This is a genomic window from Dyadobacter sp. UC 10 (genome assembly GCF_008369915.1).
In the GTDB taxonomy this organism is placed as follows: Bacteria; Bacteroidota; Bacteroidia; order Cytophagales; family Spirosomataceae; genus Dyadobacter.
In genome coordinates this window covers 6,015,103-6,035,324 of the sequence record NZ_VSRN01000001.1, presented here as the reverse complement: position 1 = coordinate 6,035,324, position 20,222 = coordinate 6,015,103, and the positions used below count along the sequence as shown (strand labels likewise).

General features: G+C 46.5%; 17 protein-coding genes. 10 read left to right on the top strand and 7 right to left on the bottom strand.

All coding sequences use genetic code 11. The features are described from left to right. Nucleotides 1–19 precede the first annotated feature (19 nt). Nucleotides 20–2,134, bottom strand: a complete 2,115-nt coding sequence (locus FXO21_RS25045) for a Tex family protein (protein ID WP_149642652.1) — start codon at nt 2,132–2,134, stop codon at nt 20–22. Between the two features lie 61 nt (nt 2,135–2,195). Here FXO21_RS25045 and FXO21_RS25040 point away from each other — a divergent pair, with 61 nt between their 5' ends. Beyond that, a complete protein-coding gene (locus FXO21_RS25040; protein WP_409014796.1) occupies nt 2,196–3,068 on the top strand; it encodes a ThuA domain-containing protein in 873 nt (290 codons plus the stop codon). Nucleotides 3,069–3,078: 10 nt separating this feature from the next. Continuing rightward, a complete protein-coding gene (locus FXO21_RS25035; protein ID WP_149642651.1) occupies nt 3,079–3,570 on the top strand; it encodes an SRPBCC family protein in 492 nt (163 codons plus the stop codon). Between the two features lie 45 nt (nt 3,571–3,615). On the opposite strand, the gene FXO21_RS25030 is transcribed toward FXO21_RS25035, so the two are convergent. Both FXO21_RS25030 and FXO21_RS25025 read right to left on the bottom strand, forming a co-directional pair. Then, the gene (locus tag FXO21_RS25030) at nt 3,616–3,849 is read right to left on the bottom strand and encodes a hypothetical protein (protein WP_149642650.1); all 234 of its coding nucleotides are present in this window, start codon (nt 3,847–3,849) and stop codon (nt 3,616–3,618) included. 48 nt (nt 3,850–3,897) lie between these two features. Continuing rightward, entirely contained in the window at nt 3,898–5,121 is a 1,224-nt protein-coding gene (locus FXO21_RS25025; RefSeq protein ID WP_149642649.1) for an RsmB/NOP family class I SAM-dependent RNA methyltransferase, read from the bottom strand. 126 nt (nt 5,122–5,247) lie between these two features. Here FXO21_RS25025 and FXO21_RS25020 point away from each other — a divergent pair, with 126 nt between their 5' ends. Beyond that, nucleotides 5,248–5,712 carry an SRPBCC family protein gene (locus FXO21_RS25020; RefSeq protein ID WP_149642648.1) on the top strand — a complete coding sequence of 155 codons (465 nt, stop codon included), beginning with the start codon at nt 5,248–5,250 and terminating at the stop codon, nt 5,710–5,712. Nucleotides 5,713–5,733: 21 nt separating this feature from the next. On the opposite strand, the gene FXO21_RS25015 is transcribed toward FXO21_RS25020, so the two are convergent. Beyond that, nucleotides 5,734–6,960, bottom strand: a complete 1,227-nt coding sequence (locus FXO21_RS25015) for a GAF domain-containing sensor histidine kinase (protein ID WP_149642647.1) — start codon at nt 6,958–6,960, stop codon at nt 5,734–5,736. Nucleotides 6,961–7,409: 449 nt separating this feature from the next. Between FXO21_RS25015 and FXO21_RS25010 the strand changes: the two genes are divergently transcribed. The 6 genes from FXO21_RS25010 to FXO21_RS24985 all read left to right on the top strand — a co-directional run bounded on the left by FXO21_RS25010 (nt 7,410) and on the right by FXO21_RS24985 (nt 12,492). Then, on the top strand, nt 7,410–7,823 hold the full coding sequence (locus FXO21_RS25010) for a DUF2147 domain-containing protein (RefSeq protein ID WP_225865853.1): 414 nt from the start codon (nt 7,410–7,412) through the stop codon (nt 7,821–7,823). Nucleotides 7,824–7,916: 93 nt separating this feature from the next. After that, nucleotides 7,917–8,930 (top strand): LLM class flavin-dependent oxidoreductase, encoded by a 1,014-nt coding sequence (locus FXO21_RS25005; protein WP_149642645.1) that lies wholly within the window; start codon nt 7,917–7,919, stop codon nt 8,928–8,930. Nucleotides 8,931–8,965: 35 nt separating this feature from the next. Beyond that, nucleotides 8,966–9,910: a helix-turn-helix transcriptional regulator gene (locus FXO21_RS25000; RefSeq protein WP_149642644.1), complete on the top strand. Its 945-nt coding sequence runs from the start codon at nt 8,966–8,968 to the stop codon at nt 9,908–9,910. A gap of 71 nt (nt 9,911–9,981) precedes the next feature. Further along, entirely contained in the window at nt 9,982–10,506 is a 525-nt protein-coding gene (locus tag FXO21_RS24995; protein ID WP_149642643.1) for a DinB family protein, read from the top strand. A 44-nt stretch (nt 10,507–10,550) separates the two neighbouring features. Beyond that, on the top strand, nt 10,551–11,084 hold the full coding sequence (locus FXO21_RS24990; RefSeq protein WP_225865852.1) for an NADPH-dependent FMN reductase: 534 nt from the start codon (nt 10,551–10,553) through the stop codon (nt 11,082–11,084). Nucleotides 11,085–11,205: 121 nt separating this feature from the next. Then, nucleotides 11,206–12,492 (top strand): O-acetylhomoserine aminocarboxypropyltransferase/cysteine synthase family protein, encoded by a 1,287-nt coding sequence (locus FXO21_RS24985; protein WP_149642642.1) that lies wholly within the window; start codon nt 11,206–11,208, stop codon nt 12,490–12,492. A gap of 101 nt (nt 12,493–12,593) precedes the next feature. Here FXO21_RS24985 and FXO21_RS24980 read toward each other — a convergent pair whose 3' ends face one another. Next, the gene (locus FXO21_RS24980) at nt 12,594–14,741 is read right to left on the bottom strand and encodes a S9 family peptidase (protein ID WP_149642641.1); all 2,148 of its coding nucleotides are present in this window, start codon (nt 14,739–14,741) and stop codon (nt 12,594–12,596) included. Between the two features lie 390 nt (nt 14,742–15,131). Between FXO21_RS24980 and polA the strand changes: the two genes are divergently transcribed. After that, nucleotides 15,132–18,005: a DNA polymerase I gene (gene polA, locus FXO21_RS24975; protein WP_149642640.1), complete on the top strand. Its 2,874-nt coding sequence runs from the start codon at nt 15,132–15,134 to the stop codon at nt 18,003–18,005. Here polA and FXO21_RS24970 read toward each other — a convergent pair. Continuing rightward, the gene (locus tag FXO21_RS24970; RefSeq protein WP_149642639.1) at nt 17,983–18,162 is read right to left on the bottom strand and encodes a hypothetical protein; all 180 of its coding nucleotides are present in this window, start codon (nt 18,160–18,162) and stop codon (nt 17,983–17,985) included. The genes polA and FXO21_RS24970 overlap by 23 nt on opposite strands. 460 nt (nt 18,163–18,622) lie before the next feature. Beyond that, nucleotides 18,623–20,218, bottom strand: a complete 1,596-nt coding sequence (locus FXO21_RS24965) for a SusD/RagB family nutrient-binding outer membrane lipoprotein (RefSeq protein WP_149642638.1) — start codon at nt 20,216–20,218, stop codon at nt 18,623–18,625. Between the last annotated feature and the right edge of the window lie 4 nt (nt 20,219–20,222).

Genomic DNA, 20,222 nt, shown 5'->3' with positions numbered 1-20,222 from the left:
GGCTTCGTACCCGGAAAGATTACATTTTCATACTTAATGCAATGCGCTTGCGTGCCAGGTCCACCTCTGTCACTTTTACCTGAACGATCTGCTGCAACTTTACCACTTCGTTCGGATCTTTGATAAAGCGATCTGCCATTTGCGAAACGTGGACCAGGCCGTCCTGCTTTACACCTACATCCACGAAGGCGCCGAATGCAGTGATATTGGTGACGATGCCCGGCAGTACCATTCCGACCTTCAGGTCTTCTGGTTTTCTGACAGAACTGTCAAATTCAAACTTTTTGATCTCTGAGCGCGGATCGCGGGCTGGCTTTTCCAATTCTGCCAGGATATCTTTTAATGTAGGTAATCCCACAGAATCTGAAATATACTTCTCCGGCCTGATCTGTTTGCGAATCTCAGCTTTTGCGATCAAATCCTGTATCGTCGCACCGGTATCCTTCGCCATTTGCTCCACCAATGTATACCTCTCGGGATGTACTGCACTGTTATCCAATGGATTAGACGAATTTTCAATACGCAGAAAGCCGGCCGCCTGCTCGAAAGCCTTCGCACCGAGACGGGGCACTTTTAATAATTGATGCCTCGATTTGAAATTTCCGTTTTTTGCCCTAAAATCTACGATATTCTGCGCCAAAGCGGGTCCGAGGCCGGAAATATACCTCAATAAATGCTTGCTTGCCGTGTTGAGATTTACGCCTACGGAATTCACGCAACTTTCTACGACTATATCCAAAGCATTTCGCAATGAATTCTGGTCCACATCGTGCTGGTATTGACCGACTCCTATGGATTTCGGGTCGATTTTTACCAGTTCTGCAAGCGGGTCCATTAATCTGCGGCCAATAGAAACGGAGCCCCGTACCGTCACATCCTTATCTGGAAATTCCTCGCGCGCGACTTCCGATGCCGAATAAATCGACGCGCCTTGTTCACTTACCATAAACAAGCCGATCTCCTCAGTGCCCGAGGTTTGCAGAAGTTTCTTGACAAAATCTTCGGTTTCGCGCCCGGCAGTACCGTTCCCAACGGCGACAGCTTGTATCTTATATTTTTTGATCAGGTCCAGCAGTTTGCCCTGCGCATCGGCAGGACGATCGAATGGGTAAATAACCTGGTCAGAAACCAGACTACCCTGATGATCCAAAACCACGACTTTGCAGCCGGTACGATAACCTGGATCGATCGCGAGAACATTCTTCTGCCCAAGCGGCGATGCCAGTAGCAACTGCCGTAAATTCTCTGTAAATACCTGTATCGCAGCTATATCCGCCTTTTCTTTTGATAGATTGCTGAATTCTGTTTCGATCGAAGGTTTGAGCAATCTTTTATAGCTGTCTGTTATCGCTGCTTCAATCTGGTCTTTGCATGCGTTGGAACCTCTCAGGAAAAGCCTGTCCAGTGATTCCAGCGCCTGCTCTTCATCCGGCGAAATATCAACATTCAGTACGCCCTCTTCTTCGCCCCGGCGTATGGCGAGCAACCGGTGCGAGGGAATCCTGGAAAGCGGCTCGCTGAAATCGAAGTAATCGCGGTACTTAGCACCTTCCTCCTCCTTTTTCTTCTTCACTTTCGACGTAATCACGGCACCACGCTGAAAAGTTTGCCGAATTTTGGCGCGGGCATCCTGGTTCTCGTTGATCCACTCGGCCATGATATCTCTCGCTCCCTGCAAAGCATCTTCTGCCTTTTCGACCTGATCATTCAAAAAGCTCAGGGCTTTGTTTTCGGGATCACTTTCTTTACCGGCGAATATGAGTTGGGCGAGTGGTTCTAGCCCTTTCTCGATGGCCGCGGTTGCCCGCGTTTTGCGCTTTTGTTTATAGGGTAAGTATATGTCTTCCAGCTCAGTAAGCGAGAAAACACCTTCTACTTTTCTCTTTAATTCAGGGGTCAGCTTACCCTGGTCGTCGATGCTCTTAATAATAGCCTCACGCCGTTTTTCCACCTCTTGCTGCTTTTGCCACGCATCCCTGATCTGTCCGATCTGAACCTCGTCGAGCCCGCCGGTGGCCTCCTTGCGGTAACGTGCAATAAACGGCAGCGTCGCGCCTTCCTCAAATAACTGGATCGTACTTTTGACTTGTTTTTCAGCAACGGAGGTTTGCTGCGCAATCAGTGTATAATTCATTGGGTTAAAAATTCATTGGATACGACAAATAAAACTGGTTTTTGTAGCTTTAAAAACTAAAATGCAGTTAACCCTGCCTATTTCGATGAATTTACGGTTTGTTCCAAAATTAGCCCCGCTGGCATTGCTGCCAGCAATGTTGTTTCTTAGCATGACGGTGTCGGGCCAGCAACATGCAGCGTTCAAAGTGATCGCGTTCTTTACCGGAAAAAATGACAAGGCGCACATCAGCTTCGTCAAAGAGGCAAATCAGTTCTTTCCGGAAATGGGTAGAAAATTTGGTTTTCACTATGATTCGACCAGCAACTGGGCTAATCTGAATGATCAGTTCCTGGCCCAATATCAGGTTGTCATTTTTTTGGATACGAGACCCGAAACGCCTGAACAGAGGGCAGCATTTCAACGTTATATGCAAAATGGCGGTGGCTGGATCGGGTTTCACTTCGCTGCATTTGCATTGACTCCGTCCGCATATCCGCAAAACTGGGACTGGTATCACGATCAATTCCTTGGATCGGGCCAATATAAGAGCAATACCTGGCGACCGACCCCGGCAGTGTTGAAAGTAGAAAACAAATCCAGTGTCTTTACCAACATGCTGCCCGATACCTTTTCAGCAGCTGCGAATGAGTGGTACTGCTGGGAAAAAGATCTTAAAGCGAATCCCAAAATTGAGATATTGCTCTCGGTCCATCCGGCGAGCTTTCCGCTCGGAACCGGCCCAAAACCACACGAGATCTGGCATAGCGGCTACTATCCCGTAGCCTGGACCAACAAAAAATACCGGATGCTGTATGTCAACATGGGTCACAACGACATTGACTACGAGAACAAAACCAATAAAGAATTGTCTTTCACGTTCGCAAATAAAACCCAAAACCAATTTATCGTCCAATCCCTTTTATGGCTTGGATCTTCAAAAATCAAACCTTAAAATTATCTTCATGGAGAATTTCGATTGGACCAGATTTACCAGAAAAATCATTATCAAAGCCCCCATAGCGACTATTTACAATGCATGGACAAAAGCCGGCGAAATTGAAAGGTGGTTTCTAAAAGAGGCTAACTTCTATGATACCAATGGCGGCGAACTCCCGAAAAATGCACCTGTCTCGGCTGGAAATAGCTATCACTGGGTCTGGTATGTGTACGAAGAAACTGAAAAAGGCGAGATTCTGGAAGCCAACGGTGAAGATTTCATCCGGTTAACCTTTTCTAATTCTCTTGTGGAGGTTAAACTGGTTCGGCATGAAGTCGGCGTAATTGTCGAGCTGACGCAAAAGGATATTCCGCAGGACGATAATTCGCGCCAATATATCCGGCTGGGCTGTCATGCCGGCTGGACTTTCTATTTGATTAATCTGAAATCTATTTACGAAGGCGGTATTGACCTACGAAATACCGATGAAGATCTGCCAGGTATGCTGAATGTGTGAAAATCACTGGCTGCGAAATCATTTTCAGCCAGCCAGCGCATCATATCACGGATTCTGAGATTCGATTTCGCCGACTTCATTTTCATCAGTATCCTCGGCTGGCTCGTCCTTGTCTATCCGGGTACCTGTACTCACTTCCGGTGCATCTGTCCCGGGGACATCCGGCGTGGGGTTCATAGGAGCGGTTTGGCCGGGTTCCGGATAGCTTGGCGACGGCGGCTGCTCATCGGGTAATTCACTGGTGACTTCCTTAAAAGAATAGTTTGAGATGAATTCCATGATTTTTAGTGTTTAATGAAATTCACATCACATTAAAACCATGCCTCCCTATTTCCGCTCCAAAAGTGCCATATAAAAGCCATCGAAACCATCTTTTGCAGGTGAAGTGCGCTGTTGGGAGATCAATTGCCAGTTCTTCTTATTTTCTTTCAGGAAACGTTTTACCTGGTCTTCCGATTCTGACGGCAATATGCTGCAAGTTGCATACACCATCTTTCCACCAGGCTTGACCATCTGCGAATAAGAACTGAGAATATGCCACTGGACTCCCCTGATCTGGTCCAGAAACGCTGGTTTCAGCTTCCATTTAGAGTCAGGATGCCTTCTTAATACCCCCAATCCGGAGCAGGGCACATCGAGCAGCAGCCGATCTGCGGTTTGCGATAGTTTGGCTATATCGGAATCGAACTGGATCGTCATTGTTTCCAGGTTCGTGACACCGTTGCGGGAAGCCCGCTTTTTTAATTCGGCCAGCTTAAGTCCCGCAATGTCCATTGCAAGCACAGAGCCGGTATTTTGTAATAAGGCGGCCAGGTGAAGGCTTTTTCCACCAGCCCCGGCACAGGCGTCGATCACAGAAAGGTTTGGCTGAATATCCAGATACGGAGCAATTAATTGAGAACCAGCATCCTGCACTTCTACAAATCCACTTTTAAAAGCCTCGCTACCGATTATATTCTGTCTTTTTCGCAGCAGCACTGCGTCCGGGATATTTGGGACCAACTCGGTATTCTCCTCGCCAAGAAGCTGCCTCACAGCTGTAACACTACTTTTCAGCGTATTAACCCGCAAGATTAATGGTGCAGGGGAATTCAACGCACTAAGTTCCGCAGACCAGCTTTTTCCTAGTTCTCTCTCTCCAAGTTCATCAATCCAATCGGGAACAGATTGCGCTATCTTCCTGATCTGCAATGCCTCAGAATACCTTTGAGCAACATTTTCAGCATCAATGCCTGCAAACTCCGGCCAATCGGGGAGCGGAGCATATTCACCGAAGCCGAGATGCTGCGGCTTGATTAACTGCCAGGAGCCTGCCAGCTTCAAAAAGTCAGCCTCCTCCTTCACTTTCTCGATTTGAGAAACATATTTCACGAGCCGCCACCAGCGCACGATCTCATATATATTCTCAGCTATAAAAGACCGGTCACGCGCGCCCCATTTCTTATTGGACTTCAAAAGCTGCTCAACAACCTGGTCGGCTTGCCTGTTTCGTACGAAAATATGTTGCAGGCCTTCAACAACAGCGAATATTAAACCACGATGAATTTTCAAATCAGGATAGTTAATGAGATTAAACTTAAAATTTGCATGCAGCAAATTGCAGGCACGGAAACTGTTCCGCAAATTACCTGTACGGCATGGTTTTTACCAATATAATGGAGGTACAAAGCAAATCAAATGGAAACTAAACCTATAATTGTCTGTCCGCCAGACTTGTCCTCCCGTCCACTGGGAATTAAAATAGAAAAGCTGATTGGCCTGCCAATAGTTAAGCTCTACAAGACATGGACCTCGCAGTTAGATCTCTGGTTTGCCTCTCCCGGCTCATTCTTAGGTAAAATAGAGCCTAATGCGCCGTTTTATTTTGAAACCTTGCATCAGGGAATAAGACATCCGCATTACGGACGCTATCTGCAAATACAGGAGCCAGAACTGGTCCAACTCACCTGGACAACCGGCGAAGGCGGGACAGAAGGCGCGGAAACTGTGTTGACCATCGCATTAACCCCTCACGGAGAAGGTACATTTCTTAGATTGACGCATGCCGGTTTTCTAACCGAAGCATCGCGAGACAGACATCAGGAAGCATGGCCAGCAGTACTGGAACTGCTGGAAGAGCGCATGTCAAGGCCGGTTGATTGATTTTGCCGGCTGGAAACCATGTCAATAGATTTTTTGAGGTAGCTCGACGACAAAGGCCGCGCCCTTTCCGGGCTCCGAGACAATGCTGATTTGTCCGTTCAGACTTGAAATGAGGTGTTTAACGAGCGCAAGCCCGAATCCGTATCCCTCTTCTCCGTCGGTGCCCTCGGTTGAAGCAGCTTTTCCTAACAAAATCGCACTAACGCCATTCGAATCCATTCCAACACCCTCATCTTTCACCCTAATTCTCAATGTAGGCTTATCGACATGCAGCAACAAGCCCAAATCCACGGTTACGCTTTTTAAGGGCGGTGTGAATTTAATAGCATTTGAAATGAGGTTACCAGTGATTTGGAGCAGCTTATTCTTTGAGAATGAAATGTTTGCAGTAAGCGGCGTGATATTGACCGAAAAAACGACCTGTTTGTGGCGGGCCTGCGGCCCATAGAGCTTTTCCAGCTTGTCTTTGAAAACAGTCAGGTCAAAACGACTGCTATCTGCCCCGTTTGGGCTGACTACTGCGCGCTTGTCCCTGTTGGAATCCAGGATTTCCTCTGCCAGATCCAGGATTGAATTACCGCTCTTGTGTATCAGGTTGATGAATTCCAGCACCTCATCCATCTGATTACTTTCTCCCTGATCTTTGATGATCTGAGCAAGTCCGACAATTCCGCCGAGAGGCCCGCGGATATCGTGAGCGACCTTTCGCTGGCTTTGTTTTGCCTCTAACAACTTGGTTTTCAAAGCCTCCATTATCTTGATGGTTTTCAGACGGCTTACGATTTCATCTGCTATGATCTTTAACAGCTCAACTTTTTCCGGGTCAAGAAAGACGCGCTCCTGGTCGAGCACGCAAAGTGCACCAATTGGCAACCCGCTTCCGGTTTTTAGCGGGACTCCGTAATAATAGCGCACATTAGGGTCTCCAGTCACATAATCCTTGTCCTTGAAGCGGTCATCGGCCGACAAATCCGTTACTTCGAACGAATCAGCATTCATGATTGTGTACTGGCACACAGAATCAGTCCGAAGTATCTGGTCAGTATCAAGTCCGTGATTTGAGATTGTCCATTGCGTAAACGAATCAATCAGATTGACCAGCGAAATACGCGTTCCTGCAACCTTAGCAGCAAGCCTGGCAAGATCATTGAAAGTGTTTTTGTGGTCACTGTAATCGATATCGAATTCGGAAAGGCCCATCAAGCGTTCAAACTCGTTGGCCGGAACGGGGGCACTGGAAGCAGTCACTGGTGCAGGATTAAGATGATTTTAGACAGGGTAGTACGAACTACAAAAATAGAATTAATTCGTAGCGGGGCAATGTACAACATAAACTTTATTGCGGTGAGGGAAAGATAAACAAAGTATCGTCTTAGAATAGTGCTGTATTGGATCAGAACGAAACTGTTGTATATTAGATCGCCAAATGACTTTCATTTAGTACTAATTGGTGAATTTAAAATATAAGACTTACCACTTTACAGTGTTAAATATAAAATTGAGTCTTGTTAAAAAAATTAACATTGATAGATACATCCCATATAGTTTCATTTGTAGCATTTTTGGCTTTTTGTAACTGAAACTATCATCGGAGTTAATTAAATCAGCTTTTGAATATTTTCAAGTCTCTTCATCAACATCAAGTTCAAGTTTTACGCTTTCGATAAATGCACAGAATCATTTTTACAATATTTATTATGTCCCTGTCGATCATCGCAAACGCGCAGACAGGTAACGCCGACAGGATACTTGGCGAGTGGCTGAGTGAGGAAAAAGACAGGCGAATTGAAATATATAAAACAGGATCCGAATATTTCGGCAGGCTCCTTTGGTCGAGTGAGCTGTTTGAAACGGATGGAAAAACTTCACGCAAGGACGTACAAAATAAAGACGAAAGCCTGCGTGACCGTAACCTCCTCCATGTAAACCTGCTGCTGAATTTCGTTTACGACGCTGGCACCTGGGACGATGGAAAGATGTATGATCCGCAAAGCGGCAAAACTTACAGCTGCATAATAAGACTGCGTGATGAGCTGCTCGAAATTCGCAGCTACATCGGTTTTCCGCTGCTGGGAAAATCAACTTACTGGAAGCGGGCGGCCCCTCTTTGATCTCCCCTACTTTCCAAAAGGAAAGCCCTGATTTGCCTTTTCAATGAATATAAATACGCTGACGCTTGTTGTCTGAATAAACAACTATGTGTCATGAGTAATATTAAACTAGGAATACTTGACCAGTCTGTGGTTCGTGCCGGAACTACGGTACAGCAGGCAATTCAGGAGACGATCGACACCGCAAAAGTGGCCGAAGAGTTGGGATACAGCCGTTTTTGGGTTTCAGAACACCATAATTCAACTTTTATAGCCGGCTCAACCCCCGAGGTTCTAATGGTCAAGCTGGCCGATGCAACCAAACAAATACGCATTGGCTCAGGCGGCATCATGCTGCCTAATCACAGTGCATTGAAAGTGGCAGAGAACTTCCGGATGCTCGAAACGCTCTTTCCCGGCCGGATCGACCTGGGAATGGGCCGCGCACCCGGGACCGACCGGTTAACTTCTTCTTTATTAAACCCTTCCAACGATTTCAGTGAAAGCAGCTATTTGCGGCAACTGGAACACTTGCAGCATTTTTTCAGGGATACTGCGGGCACCGACAGAGGGTTCATTTACGCCACGCCGCAATCGGAAACCATTCCAATGCAATGGATATTGAGTTCAAGCGGCGGAAGCAGCAATATCGCCGCCCGTTTCGGCCTCGGGCTGGCAGTTGCCAAGTTTATTAACGGGTTCGTAAGACCGGATGTAGTGGAAACGTATCGCCGCAACTTTCGCCCGTCTGATCAATATCCCGAGCCGCATGCAATCCTTTCGGTTTTTGTCCTGTGCGGAGAAACCGAAGAAAAAGCAGCAGAAATGCGAAAAATGATGGATTATGTGCTGATAGAATTTGAGAAGGGGAAGTTTGGACCGTTTCCTGACCCCGAGACCGTCAGGAACTATCGCTTCACGCCAGGTGAGCTGGAACGCCTGAGATACAATAGCGGCAGGGTAATTTCCGGTACAAAAGAAGCTGTAAAGGAGCAACTTACAGCACTTGCAAATGATTTCGAAGTGGATGAGATAATCATTTCGACCATGGCAGATACGGTTGAAACCAGATTAAGATCTTTCGAACTGATTTCGGAGGCTTTTCATTTGAGAGAAGCCGTAGTTTAAGCATATTTGCGTCAACCATTTCTCAAACGACGCGAATGAACCGCTTTGACCGTATTACCGCTATTCTGATCCAGCTCCAATCCCGCAAAATTGTAAAGGCCCAGGATCTTGCCGAGCGGTTCGAAATCAGTCTGAGGACGGTTTACAGGGATATTAGTTCGCTGGCAGAGGCCGGGGTTCCTATTATAGGCGAGGCAGGCGTAGGCTATTCGATCATGGATGGCTATCGCCTGCCTCCTGTTATGTTCACCAAAGAAGAAGCGCGAACATTCATTACCGCCGAAAAACTGATGGAGAAATTCACCGATTTCTCGACCCAATCCCAGTATCAGTCGGCCATGTTCAAGGTAAAGGCGGTGCTGAGAAGCAGCGAAAAATCGGTTGTGGAGAGTCTTGAAGATCATATCGCAGTCCGCAGGGTTAACCATGCATTTCACAAGCCTACCAGCAACACACTCGATATCCTGCTCAAAAGTATATCGGAAAAGAAAATTGCAAAGATCCTCTACATCGCTATCAACAGCGACAACCAGCTGGAAAGGATCATTGAACCAGTGGGCCTCTACCATGAAAACAATTACTGGTATACGATCGCATTCTGTCACCTCAGGAACGACTACCGCAACTTCCGCTCGGATCGCATCCTGCATTCTGAAATAACCGACCGGCCTTTTGAACACCGGCACGCCCCTCTTAAAGACTTTCTTGAAATGGGCCACGAGGGACAGAATTTGAGACTGGTACGGATAAAAATGGATAAGCGGATAGCGCGCTACGTGGGCGAGCAACGCATTTACTATGGTTTCGTCTCAGAGATCATTCACGAGGATTGCATAGAAATGAGCTTCCTCACCAGCAGCCTGGATGGTTTCGCGCGTTGGTACCTGATGATCGCTCCTAATGCAACTATTCTGGAACCGGCTTCCCTCAAAACGATCGTCAAAGACTTGTTAGGCCAGATTTCAGAAAATTTGAAATAACTAAAAACCTACTGACATACTGTTGTCATCGGTACAGGTTTATTTTGTATCGAACCAAAACCACAACCAATATGTCACAGATCGTTGCAACTCCGACTACCGAATCAAGCATTGCTTATCTGATGAAGAACTATGTGGATTACAACCACTGGGCGAACTGCACGCTGGTCAACTGGCTTAGGACAAAACCAACAGAACTACTTGAAAAAGAAGTAGTTTCAAGTTTTTCAACGATCCGCGTTACGTTGATCCATATCCTTGAAACGCAGCGTTACTGGCTGTCTGTGATAAATCCGGAGAGTAATTACAGTGGCCAGGATTTTGATGGAGACCTGCAAGAAACTTTTTCCCGCCTTATGGCGCAATCTCAGGAGCTTGCCGAATACGTAGAGACCCTATCCGCGAGGGCGTTGGAAAACGATACGCTGGTGGTGAATCCCTGGTTCGAATGCAACTTTCCTAATTTTGAATATATCCTGCATTGTATGAACCACAGCACTTATCACCGGGGACAAATCGTTACGATGGGACGAAATCTTGGCTTCACAGATGCGCCGATGACCGACTACAATTTTTACAATGTGGTAGCCAAATAACAAGCCGAAATTGGTTCGCTCCGGGAGACCGCTTAAATTGAACCATGAAAAGAATTAATCTCCTGGGTATATCCGGCAGCCTTCGCACGGAATCAACAAACACAATCATCCTTCGGGCGGTCGAATCTTTGCTGCCCGAAAATACCTCCTTCCAAATCTTCCAAGGCCTGGACGAAATCCCGCATTTCATTCCGGGTGTGGAAGATCCACACGGTGTAGTGAAATTCAAGACGGCGCTGCGGCAAGCGGACGGGATAATGATCTGCACACCTGAATATGCCTTTGGAGTTCCAGGCACATTGAAAAATGCATTGGACTGGACCGTAGCGACGGGTGAGTTTAATGAGAAACCGGTTTCGGCGATTAGTGCGTCGCCGCTGCATACAGGAGGCGACAAGGCGCTCGCCTCCCTCCTGCTTACACTGACAGCCCTTGGCACAGTCCGTAATGAAAACTCTGCTCTATCCATTCCGGATAGTAAGCATAAGGTTGAAATAGGCTCGCTTACGGACAAATTGACAATATCACTGCTTCAAAAACAGCTTGATAACCTGCTCGATCTTGTAGGCAGACACTAACATTGTCTTCCCGGGAATTGTGCAAGTTATTATTCGGCAAACAAAAGACTACTAATTTGATATACTAATCTATCGTTATTTTAATACATTTGGGCTTTGTCCACATTAACCTTTCAAAATAATGAAGTTCGAAACCTTGCAGCTCCATGCCGGCCAGCAGCCCGATCCGGTTACCAATTCCCGTGCAGTGCCTCTTTATCAGACTACGTCCTACGTTTTCAACAATGCAGAACATGCTGCCAACCTGTTCGCATTAAAAGAATTTGGCAACATTTATTCCCGGATCATGAATCCGACCAACGATGTTTTCGAGAAGCGCATAGCTGCTTTGGAAGGTGGCGTGGCGGCACTGGCTACTGCTTCCGGACATTCGGCCCAGTTTCTGGCCATTAATAATATCACGACTGTCGGCGACAATTTTGTGACGACCTCTTTCCTTTACGGCGGATCTTTTAATCAGTTTAAAAATTCTTTTAAGAATATTGGCGTGGAAGCACGTTTTGCTGATGGAGACGATGTCGCCAGCTTTGAGAAACTGATTGATGAAAAAACAAAATTCATTTATCTGGAAACGATCGGTAATCCGAGTTACAGCGTGCCGGATTTTGAGGCTTTTGCGGCGCTGGCCAATAAGCATGACCTTCCGCTCATCGTGGATAATACATTTGGGGCAGCGGGTGCAATATGCCAGCCTATCAAGTATGGTGCGCATGTTGTGGTACAATCGGCGACAAAATGGATCGGTGGCCACGGCACGTCGATAGGCGGGGTGATTGTTGATGCAGGAACTTACAACTGGGGCAACGGCAAATTTCCGCAGTTTACCGAACCGTCGCCAAGCTACCACGGGCTCGTTATGAACGATGTATTCGGCATCGGAGGACCTTTTGGCAATATTCAGTTCATCATCCGCGCCCGCGTGGAAGGTCTGCGTGACTGGGGCCCTTCCCTATCCCCTTTCAACTCTTTCCTATTCCTCCAAGGCCTGGAAACACTCACATTACGCGTAGAGCGTATCGCTGAAAACGCGCTTAAACTGGCGCAGTGGCTTGAAAAACATCCTGCTGTGGAAGGGGTAAATTACATTGGACTGGAAGGTAATAAATACCATGGATTGGCTAAAAAATACCTGACAAGAGGATTTGGAGGAGTTTTGTCATTTTCTCTAAAAGGCGAAAAGCAAACTGCTGAGAAATTTGTAGACAATCTCAAACTGATCAGTAACCTGGCAAATGTCGGCGACGCGAAAACGCTCATCATCCACCCGGCTTCGACCACACATTCGCAACTTTCTGAGTCAGAACAGGTTTCTGCTGGAGTTTTACCAACACAGCTTCGTATTTCGGTAGGTATCGAGCATATCGATGATATTATTGGAGATGTGGAGCAGGCAATCGGCAATCTTTAATTTTGAATGACCGAATGATTGAATGATTGAATATTAATGCTGGTATTCAATCATTCAGTCATTCAGTCATTCGGTCATTCAATCATTCAATCATTTTTCATTCACTCATTGATCCCTTCCAGCGCGAACATAAATGCATATTCCACGGCGATCTCTTTCAGATAGTCGAATCGTCCCGATGCCCCGCCGTGACCGGCTTCCATGTTCGTTTTAAGAATAAGAACATTTTTATCCGTTTTATGCGTACGCAACCGCGCGACCCACTTGGCTGGCTCAAAGTATTGCACCTGGCTGTCGTGCAGGCCGGTCATAACCAGCATATTGGGATATGCTTTTTTCCCGACGTTATCATACGGTGAATACGACTTCATGTATTCATAAGATTCTTTGTTCTTCGGATTTCCCCATTCATCAAACTCATTGGTAGTCAACGGGATACTTTCATCCAGCATAGTGGTCACCACATCTACAAACGGTACCACTGCCACTATTCCGTTCCAAAGATCAGGGCGCAGGTTGGCGACAGCCCCCATGAGCAAACCGCCCGCGCTTCCTCCCATTGCATACAAATGCGCCGTGGAAGTGTAGTTTTCTTTGATCAAATGCTCCGCACAATCTATGAAATCGTTGAAAGTATTTTTCTTTTTAAACATTTTCCCATCCTCGTACCACTGACGCCCCATCTCCTGCCCGCCACGGATATGCGCGATTGCATACACAAAGCCGCGATCCAGCAAACTGAGCCTTGTACTGCTGAAACTAGGATCGGTACTGTAACCATATGATCCGTACGCATAAAGCAAAAGCGGTGATTGCGGACTTTTCCCCGTTGTTTTTTTATAGACAAGCGAAATCGGGACCTGTACGCCATCCCTTGCAGTGGCATATAACCGCTCCGTCACATACTCCTCCGGATTGTAACCTCCCAGCACTTCCTGGCGCTTTTTAAGTTCCTTTTTCTTCGATTCCATGTCGTAATCGTACACGGAATTGGGCGTCGTCAGTGACGTGTAACTGTAACGAAGATTCTTTGTATCGTATTCGGGATTTGCGGAAGGATGCGCGGTGTAAGCCGCCTCGCCAAAGTCCACATAATGCTCGGCATTGGTTTTAATGTTACGGATGCGGATCTGCAACAAACCGTTTTTCCGCTCGCTGACTACTAAAAAGTCTTTAAAAACCTCAATTCCTTCGAGTAGAACGTCTTTTCTGGTTGCGATTACTTCCTTCCAATTTTCGACGCCCGTCTGCCCTACCGGTGTTTCCATCAGTCTGAAGTTCAGCGCGTCTTTGTTGGTCACAATCAGGAATTTGTCGTCATGGTGGTCAATATCGTAGATCACGTCCTTCATTCTCGGTTGAAAAACCTGAAATTCTCCCTCCGGTTTGTCTGCGTCGAGGATTCTGTACTCGGACGACATCGTCGCGGAAGACGCGATGACAATGTATTTTTCAGATTTGCTTTTGCCCACACCGATATAGTTGCTATTATCTTTCTCGGTGTATACGGCCACATCCTTTTTAGCGTCAGTCCCGACAGTATGCCGCTTGATTTTTTCGCTTAGAAGCGTTTTCGCATTCTTGGCTGTATAGAACAGCGTTTTATTATCATTTCCCCACTCATAACCCGGTTCAGTGCGCTTAACCGCATCACTCAAATCCTCACCGCTTTCGACGTTCCTGATTTTCATGATATACTCCCGGCGTGAAACCGTATCCACTCCGTAAGCCAGCAACTTATTGTCAGGGCTGATACTGAATCCCGCAGCTGAATAATAGGGATGCCCCTCGGCCATCTGGTCTACATCAAGCAAAATTTCCTCTTTCGCTTCCAGCATTCCTTTTTTCCTGCAATACTTGAAATATTGTTTTCCTTCCTCGCTTCTGGTGTAATACCAATATCCATTATTGAAGACCGGGACCGATTCGTCCTTCTCTTTGATGCGGCCTTTCATTTCCGAGAACAGCTCTTTTTGCAACTGCTCGGTTCCGGCGAGCAACTTGTCTGTATACGCATTCTCGGCTTTCAGATAATCTACTACTTTATTGCTGTCGGCCCCTTTGCTGAAATAGTCGGCCATCCAATAGTACTCATCATTTCGTTTGTCGCCATGCATTCCGGTTTCATGGTCTTTTTTCTCTGCTACGGGAGGCGTTGCTTCCGGCCATTGGTATGCTTCTCTTTCCAACTTTTTATTCTGATTACATGAAAAAACGATAACAGCTAAAAACGGTAAAATAATTCTCATTGGTGTGATAATATTAAAAGTTATCAATGTATAGTAAGTATTAAAGGTATAATTATTTTAAAACTTATTATAAGTTTAATTTTTATTGATAGTATAAAACATAATTAAAGGTTAAATATTAAAACAAGTACTTTTCTTTTAATTAGCTTGGTAAATTTATTCCGCCCAAATAATACAATTCTTTTAATACTTTTAAAATGAATAAAATTATTCAAAAGTAATATTAGATTTATATTTAAAATAATAACTACAAATACTATACGTAGTTAACTTTTAGAAAGAATAATATCGCTAGAAGCTTCTTAATCAGCAATCTACAAAAAATCACCAGTAATCCGTCTCAGTCTTTTTACATACACTATATTTGAATTCCATAACCATTCTTACCTCATGGATAAACCCGTTCATAAGCTTTTCCTGCTCGACGCGATGGCGTTGATATACCGTGCACACTTCGCTTTTATCAAAGCACCGAGGATAACTTCGAAAGGATTAAATACCAGCGCCGTATTCGGTTTTACAAATACACTGCTGGAAGTTTTGCAAAAAGAAAAGCCTACACACATCGGAGTAGCGTTCGATACCGCAGCTCCCACCTTCCGCCATGTGCAGTTTGAGGCATACAAAGCCCAGCGCCAGGAGCAGCCGGAAGATATCACCGTTGCGATTCCGCTCGTAAAAAGGTTGCTCAAAGCGATGTGCATTCCCATACTTGAACTCGACGGTTATGAGGCCGACGATATCATTGGTACCATCGCCAAGGAAGCATCCAATGCCGGCTTCGAAGTCTTTATGATGACGCCCGACAAGGATTACGGCCAGTTGGTGGAACAGCATGTGTATATATATAAGCCTGCATTCCTGGGAAAAGGCGCCGAAGTACTTGGCGTGGACCAGATCCTCGAACGCTGGCAGATCAAACGCATTGACCAGGTTATTGATATTCTGGGCCTGATGGGCGACGCGGTCGACAATATTCCCGGCGTTCCTGGTGTAGGCGAGAAAACGGCCCAGAAACTGATAGAGGAATATGACACGATTGAAAACCTGATCACCCACGCCGACGAGATCAAAGGTAAACTGGGTGAAAAAATCAGGGATAATTTCGATAAAGCGATCCTTAGTAAACAACTCGCGACGATCGATATTAAAGTGCCGGTACCATTCGACGCCGAAGATCTGACCATTTGTCCCGCGAATGCCGACCAGATTGTAGCGCTTTTCGATGAGCTGGAATTCAAAACATTAAAACAACGCGTACTTGGAGTCGGTCAGCCGATCCAAACCACTCAGGTTTCCCGCACGGCCTCGAAGCCCCAGAAAGCACAGCTCGACTTGTTTGGCAACCCGACGGAAGAAGTCGGCAAACAGCCTGCCATTCTTAGCGAAGGCATAGCCGACGACGACGCACCCGAGCAAGCGTACGAAGACCTGAGGATACCGACTACCCGAAGGACAATCGACAATACTTTTCACCGCTACCATACGGTCGATACGCCGGAGCTAATGAAAAGTCTGGCATATTACCTCAGTTTGCAGGAGTCATTTTGTTTTGACACCGAAACAACTTCCCTGGATACGATCGATGCCGAACTTGTCGGACTTTCCTTTTCCTACCTGGCTGGCGAGGCATTTTACATCCCCGTACCGGCAGATCGCGACAAAGCCCAGGAAATTGTGGAAAACTTCAGGGAAGTTTTTGAAAATGAGTCTATTGAAAAGATCGGCCAGAATATTAAGTACGATCTGCTTATCCTGAAAAATTACGGTATTGAGGTAAAAGGAAAAATGAGCGACACCATGCTTGCCCATTATATCCTGGAACCGGATAAGCGGCACGGAATGGATATTCTGGCCGCGTCCTATCTCAACTATGACCCCGTTTCAATTACCTCGCTCATCGGTAAAAAAGGCGTAAAACAAGGAACGATGCGGGATGTTTCAATTCCCGAGATCACGCAATATGCCGGAGAGGACGCAGATATTACTTTGCAGCTCAATACCATTTTTACCCGTGAAATTCCGAAGGTGGGTGCTTCAAAACTCTACTATGACGTTGAAATGCCGCTGCTCAAAGTGCTAGCTTCGATGGAAAGTACGGGGGTAAGGCTGGATATTAATGCCTTGAAGGAAATGTCGGCTGTACTGGAATCCGACTTACGTATAACGGAGTCCGAAATCTACGAGGCGGCTGGCCAATCGTTTAATATCAGCTCGCCGAAGCAGCTGGGAGAAGTTTTATTTGAAAAAATGAAGCTGATCGAAAAGCCCAAAAAGACTAAAACCGGGCAGTATGCGACAGGCGAGGATATTCTGTCCGATCTTGAAAATAACCACATGATCGCGCGGAAAATCCTCGATTACCGCGAACTGCAAAAGCTGAAATCGACCTATGTGGACGCGCTACCGCTGCTGGTAAGTAGAAAAAGCGGTCGGATACATACGTCTTATAATCAGGCTGTTGCAGCTACGGGCCGCCTTAGTTCTACCAACCCCAACTTGCAGAACATCCCGATCCGTACGCCGCGTGGCCGGGAGATCAGAAAAGCATTTGTACCGGATAACGACGATTTTCAAATCCTCTCTGCCGATTATTCGCAAATAGAGCTGCGTATTATGGCGGCATTCAGTCAGGACGCGAGTATGACCGAGGCATTCAACCAGGGACGTGATATCCATGCAACCACGGCCAGCAAAGTTTTCGGCGTGCCCCTCGAAGAAGTAACATCCGACATGCGCCGGAAATCTAAAATGGTCAATTTTGGAATTATTTATGGCATTTCAGCATTTGGACTGGCGCAGCGGCTTGGTATACCACGTGGTGAAGCCAGCGAAATTATCAGGGCATATTTCGAAGAGTTTCCGGCTGTCAAAGGTTACATGGACCGGATTGTCAACGACGCGCGTGAGAAAAAATATGTTGAAACGATCCTGGGAAGAAGACGGTACCTGCCCGATATCATATCAGGCAACCAGACGAACCGTGGCTATGCAGAACGAAATGCCATTAACGCTCCCATCCAGGGCTCGGCAGCAGATATGATCAAAGTTGCGATGATCAATATCCACGATTTCATGCAAAAAGAAAAGCTGAAATCGCGCATGATCCTGCAAGTACATGACGAATTGGTATTCGATGTGCACCGCGACGAAATTGATTTCCTGAAAGAAAAAGTAGACGATTTGATGCGTAATGCGATTCCGATGATCGTGAAAATGGAGACGGGGATTGGTGTCGGCGCTAACTGGCTGGAAGCGCATTGATTACTGCCTTCGTTGGTGTTGTCTTGCCTTCGTTGGTATTGTCTTGCGTTCGTTGGTATTTGCCTTCGTTGGTGTTGTCACCAACGACCTGACCAGCGCTGGTACAAATGTTGGTGACAACACCAACAGGGGCGTCAAACAAAAGAAGGAGCGGCAATGTCGCTCCTTCTTTTGTTATTCATCGGCCTTTCCGCCTTCGTTGATATTGTCTTGTGTTCGTTGGTATTTGCCTTCGTTGGTGTTGTCTTGCCTTCGTTGGTGTTGTCACCAACGACTGACCAGCGCTGGTACAAATGTTGGTGACAATTGCTGGTGACAACACCAACATAGGCGTCAAACAAAAGAAGGAGCGGCAATGTCGCTCCTTCTTTTGTTATTCATCGGCCTCTCCGCCTTCGTTGGTATGTTGATGCCTTCGTTAATGTTGTCTTGCCTTCGTTGGTGTTGTCACCAACGACCTAACCAGCGCTGGTACAAATGTTGGTGACAACACCAACAGAGGCAAGACAACACCAACAGGGGCAAGACAAAACCAACAGGGGCAAGAGAACACCAACAGAGACATCAAACAACATCAATAGAGACCCCGACAACGGCATTGTCAACATGCATCGGCATTACTTTGAAAGCCAGATCAGGTCATTAATATCATCTTTTCCCGAAAATTGACTCTGAATAGCAGCTTTGTAGTTAGCTTCGTTCGTTGTCCGCTCGGTCAGAGGATATTGCCAGCGCACCGCTATCCTGCCCGAATTTCCAGTTCCAACGCCAGTCATAAACTTTGGAAAACCAGTCCTGCGGTAGTTAAAATACGCTTCCATTCCAGAGTTCATAAAGAATGCCAGATACTTCTGCGTGACGATCTGTTCCAGACCCGCAACCGTGTTACCCGCATATTTCACAAGGGGCTGTGCGTAGTATTCGTCAAAATTGAAATTGATCGTATAATTGACAAAGTCGGTCGACGCGCGCCCGCCTGTTTTGGAATAGGTCATTGTCAATGCGCCGGTTTTTACTCCATAAAATTCCTGCGAAGCCTTGATACCTTTTTTGTACCAGTCCTCTGCACTTCCGGTTGCCCAGCCCCGGTTAATCCCCTCAGCAATGTTGAAGCACAATTCAGGATACCCGATGATGAACGTATTTTCTCCCGTGTAATTGGAATAGTACCTCGACCTGCTCTGAAATGAATATTCACCCGGAGCAAAACCAGCACCATTGTCTTTCCCCGCTTTGTTAGACATATCCGAAAGGTCTTCCCCGGAGCTGGCTGCTATAAAGGCCGAAAAATCAGAAGGCAGTTTACCTGCTTTCAGCTGTGCTCCTGCCGGCTCTGTTGTCACCATCACGCGCGGGTCTTTCCGGGCGGTGAGCAAGCCTACATAAGTTTGGGCCATATTTTGCCTGGTAGCATCAAAACCAAAATTGTCGGGATTGGACGGGTACTTGTTAAAAATATTGAACTCAAATTCCAGGTTATCGTCCATTCCCGCCATGATCGGATATTTGGCTGGGTTGGAAATAATCTCTGCAAACTGGCTCTTCACATTCATACCCGCTTCATTTTCCTTTTTGCTCAGACGGATCAGCATCCTTAAACGAAAACCATTCACCACCTTCTGCCATTTTTTGAGGTCTTCGCCCAGGTAGAAATCGCCGGTAACCTTGGTATCCCCCGCTGCGATCAGCGACGTCATTTCCGCATTTGACTGGTCAAGCCACGTCAATATCTGCATATAGACATCCTTTTGCGAATCATATTTCGGATTCAGATTTTCTAAACCCAGCAACGCTTCGCTCATCGGAAGATCTCCGGCACGAACGGACATTTGATCAATGAAAAAAGCCCTGAAAAACTTGCCGAGCGCAGAATAAACATTGACCTCGGCCGCACCGGCCCGCCTCGCTTCTTCTTCCATTTTAACGACATTTTTCAGCGTCGGATAATGGTCGTCAAAGGTTGACCACTGGTATTCGTTATTACCGTAATAGTTGTAATTAATCGCATAAAACTGGTTCCAGCGCATTTCGTCGCTGAAAGGTGTGCCGGTATTGGCGTACATATCCATTTCAATACCCTTTAAAACGAGCGACGCGGGTGCCGTTACAGGGCGGTTTGGATCTCTTTCCAGATCCTCGAAGCTCCGCTCGCAGCCCGACAGCATCAGGGCGAAAACAGTGCTCAATCCTATGATTTTATAGTTGAATTTCATCGTT

What these genes read in the sequence shown, in the direction of transcription:
- FXO21_RS25020 (WP_149642648.1), top strand. Translation starts at nt 5,248, where the DNA reads ATGGAAACTAAACCTATAATTGTCTGTCCGCCAGACTTGTCCTCCCGT.
- FXO21_RS25000 (WP_149642644.1), top strand. Translation starts at nt 8,966, where the DNA reads ATGAACCGCTTTGACCGTATTACCGCTATTCTGATCCAGCTCCAATCC.
- FXO21_RS25030 (WP_149642650.1), bottom strand. Translation starts at nt 3,849, where the DNA reads ATGGAATTCATCTCAAACTATTCTTTTAAGGAAGTCACCAGTGAATTA.
- FXO21_RS24995 (WP_149642643.1), top strand. Translation starts at nt 9,982, where the DNA reads ATGTCACAGATCGTTGCAACTCCGACTACCGAATCAAGCATTGCTTAT.
- polA (WP_149642640.1), top strand. Translation starts at nt 15,132, where the DNA reads ATGGATAAACCCGTTCATAAGCTTTTCCTGCTCGACGCGATGGCGTTG.
- FXO21_RS24965 (WP_149642638.1), bottom strand. Translation starts at nt 20,218, where the DNA reads ATGAAATTCAACTATAAAATCATAGGATTGAGCACTGTTTTCGCCCTG.
- FXO21_RS24980 (WP_149642641.1), bottom strand. Translation starts at nt 14,741, where the DNA reads ATGAGAATTATTTTACCGTTTTTAGCTGTTATCGTTTTTTCATGTAAT.
- FXO21_RS24990 (WP_225865852.1), top strand. Translation starts at nt 10,551, where the DNA reads ATGAAAAGAATTAATCTCCTGGGTATATCCGGCAGCCTTCGCACGGAA.
- FXO21_RS25010 (WP_225865853.1), top strand. Translation starts at nt 7,410, where the DNA reads ATGTCCCTGTCGATCATCGCAAACGCGCAGACAGGTAACGCCGACAGG.
- FXO21_RS25040 (WP_409014796.1), top strand. Translation starts at nt 2,196, where the DNA reads ATGCAGTTAACCCTGCCTATTTCGATGAATTTACGGTTTGTTCCAAAA.
- FXO21_RS25035 (WP_149642651.1), top strand. Translation starts at nt 3,079, where the DNA reads ATGGAGAATTTCGATTGGACCAGATTTACCAGAAAAATCATTATCAAA.
- FXO21_RS25045 (WP_149642652.1), bottom strand. Translation starts at nt 2,134, where the DNA reads ATGAATTATACACTGATTGCGCAGCAAACCTCCGTTGCTGAAAAACAA.
- FXO21_RS25005 (WP_149642645.1), top strand. Translation starts at nt 7,917, where the DNA reads ATGAGTAATATTAAACTAGGAATACTTGACCAGTCTGTGGTTCGTGCC.
- FXO21_RS24985 (WP_149642642.1), top strand. Translation starts at nt 11,206, where the DNA reads ATGAAGTTCGAAACCTTGCAGCTCCATGCCGGCCAGCAGCCCGATCCG.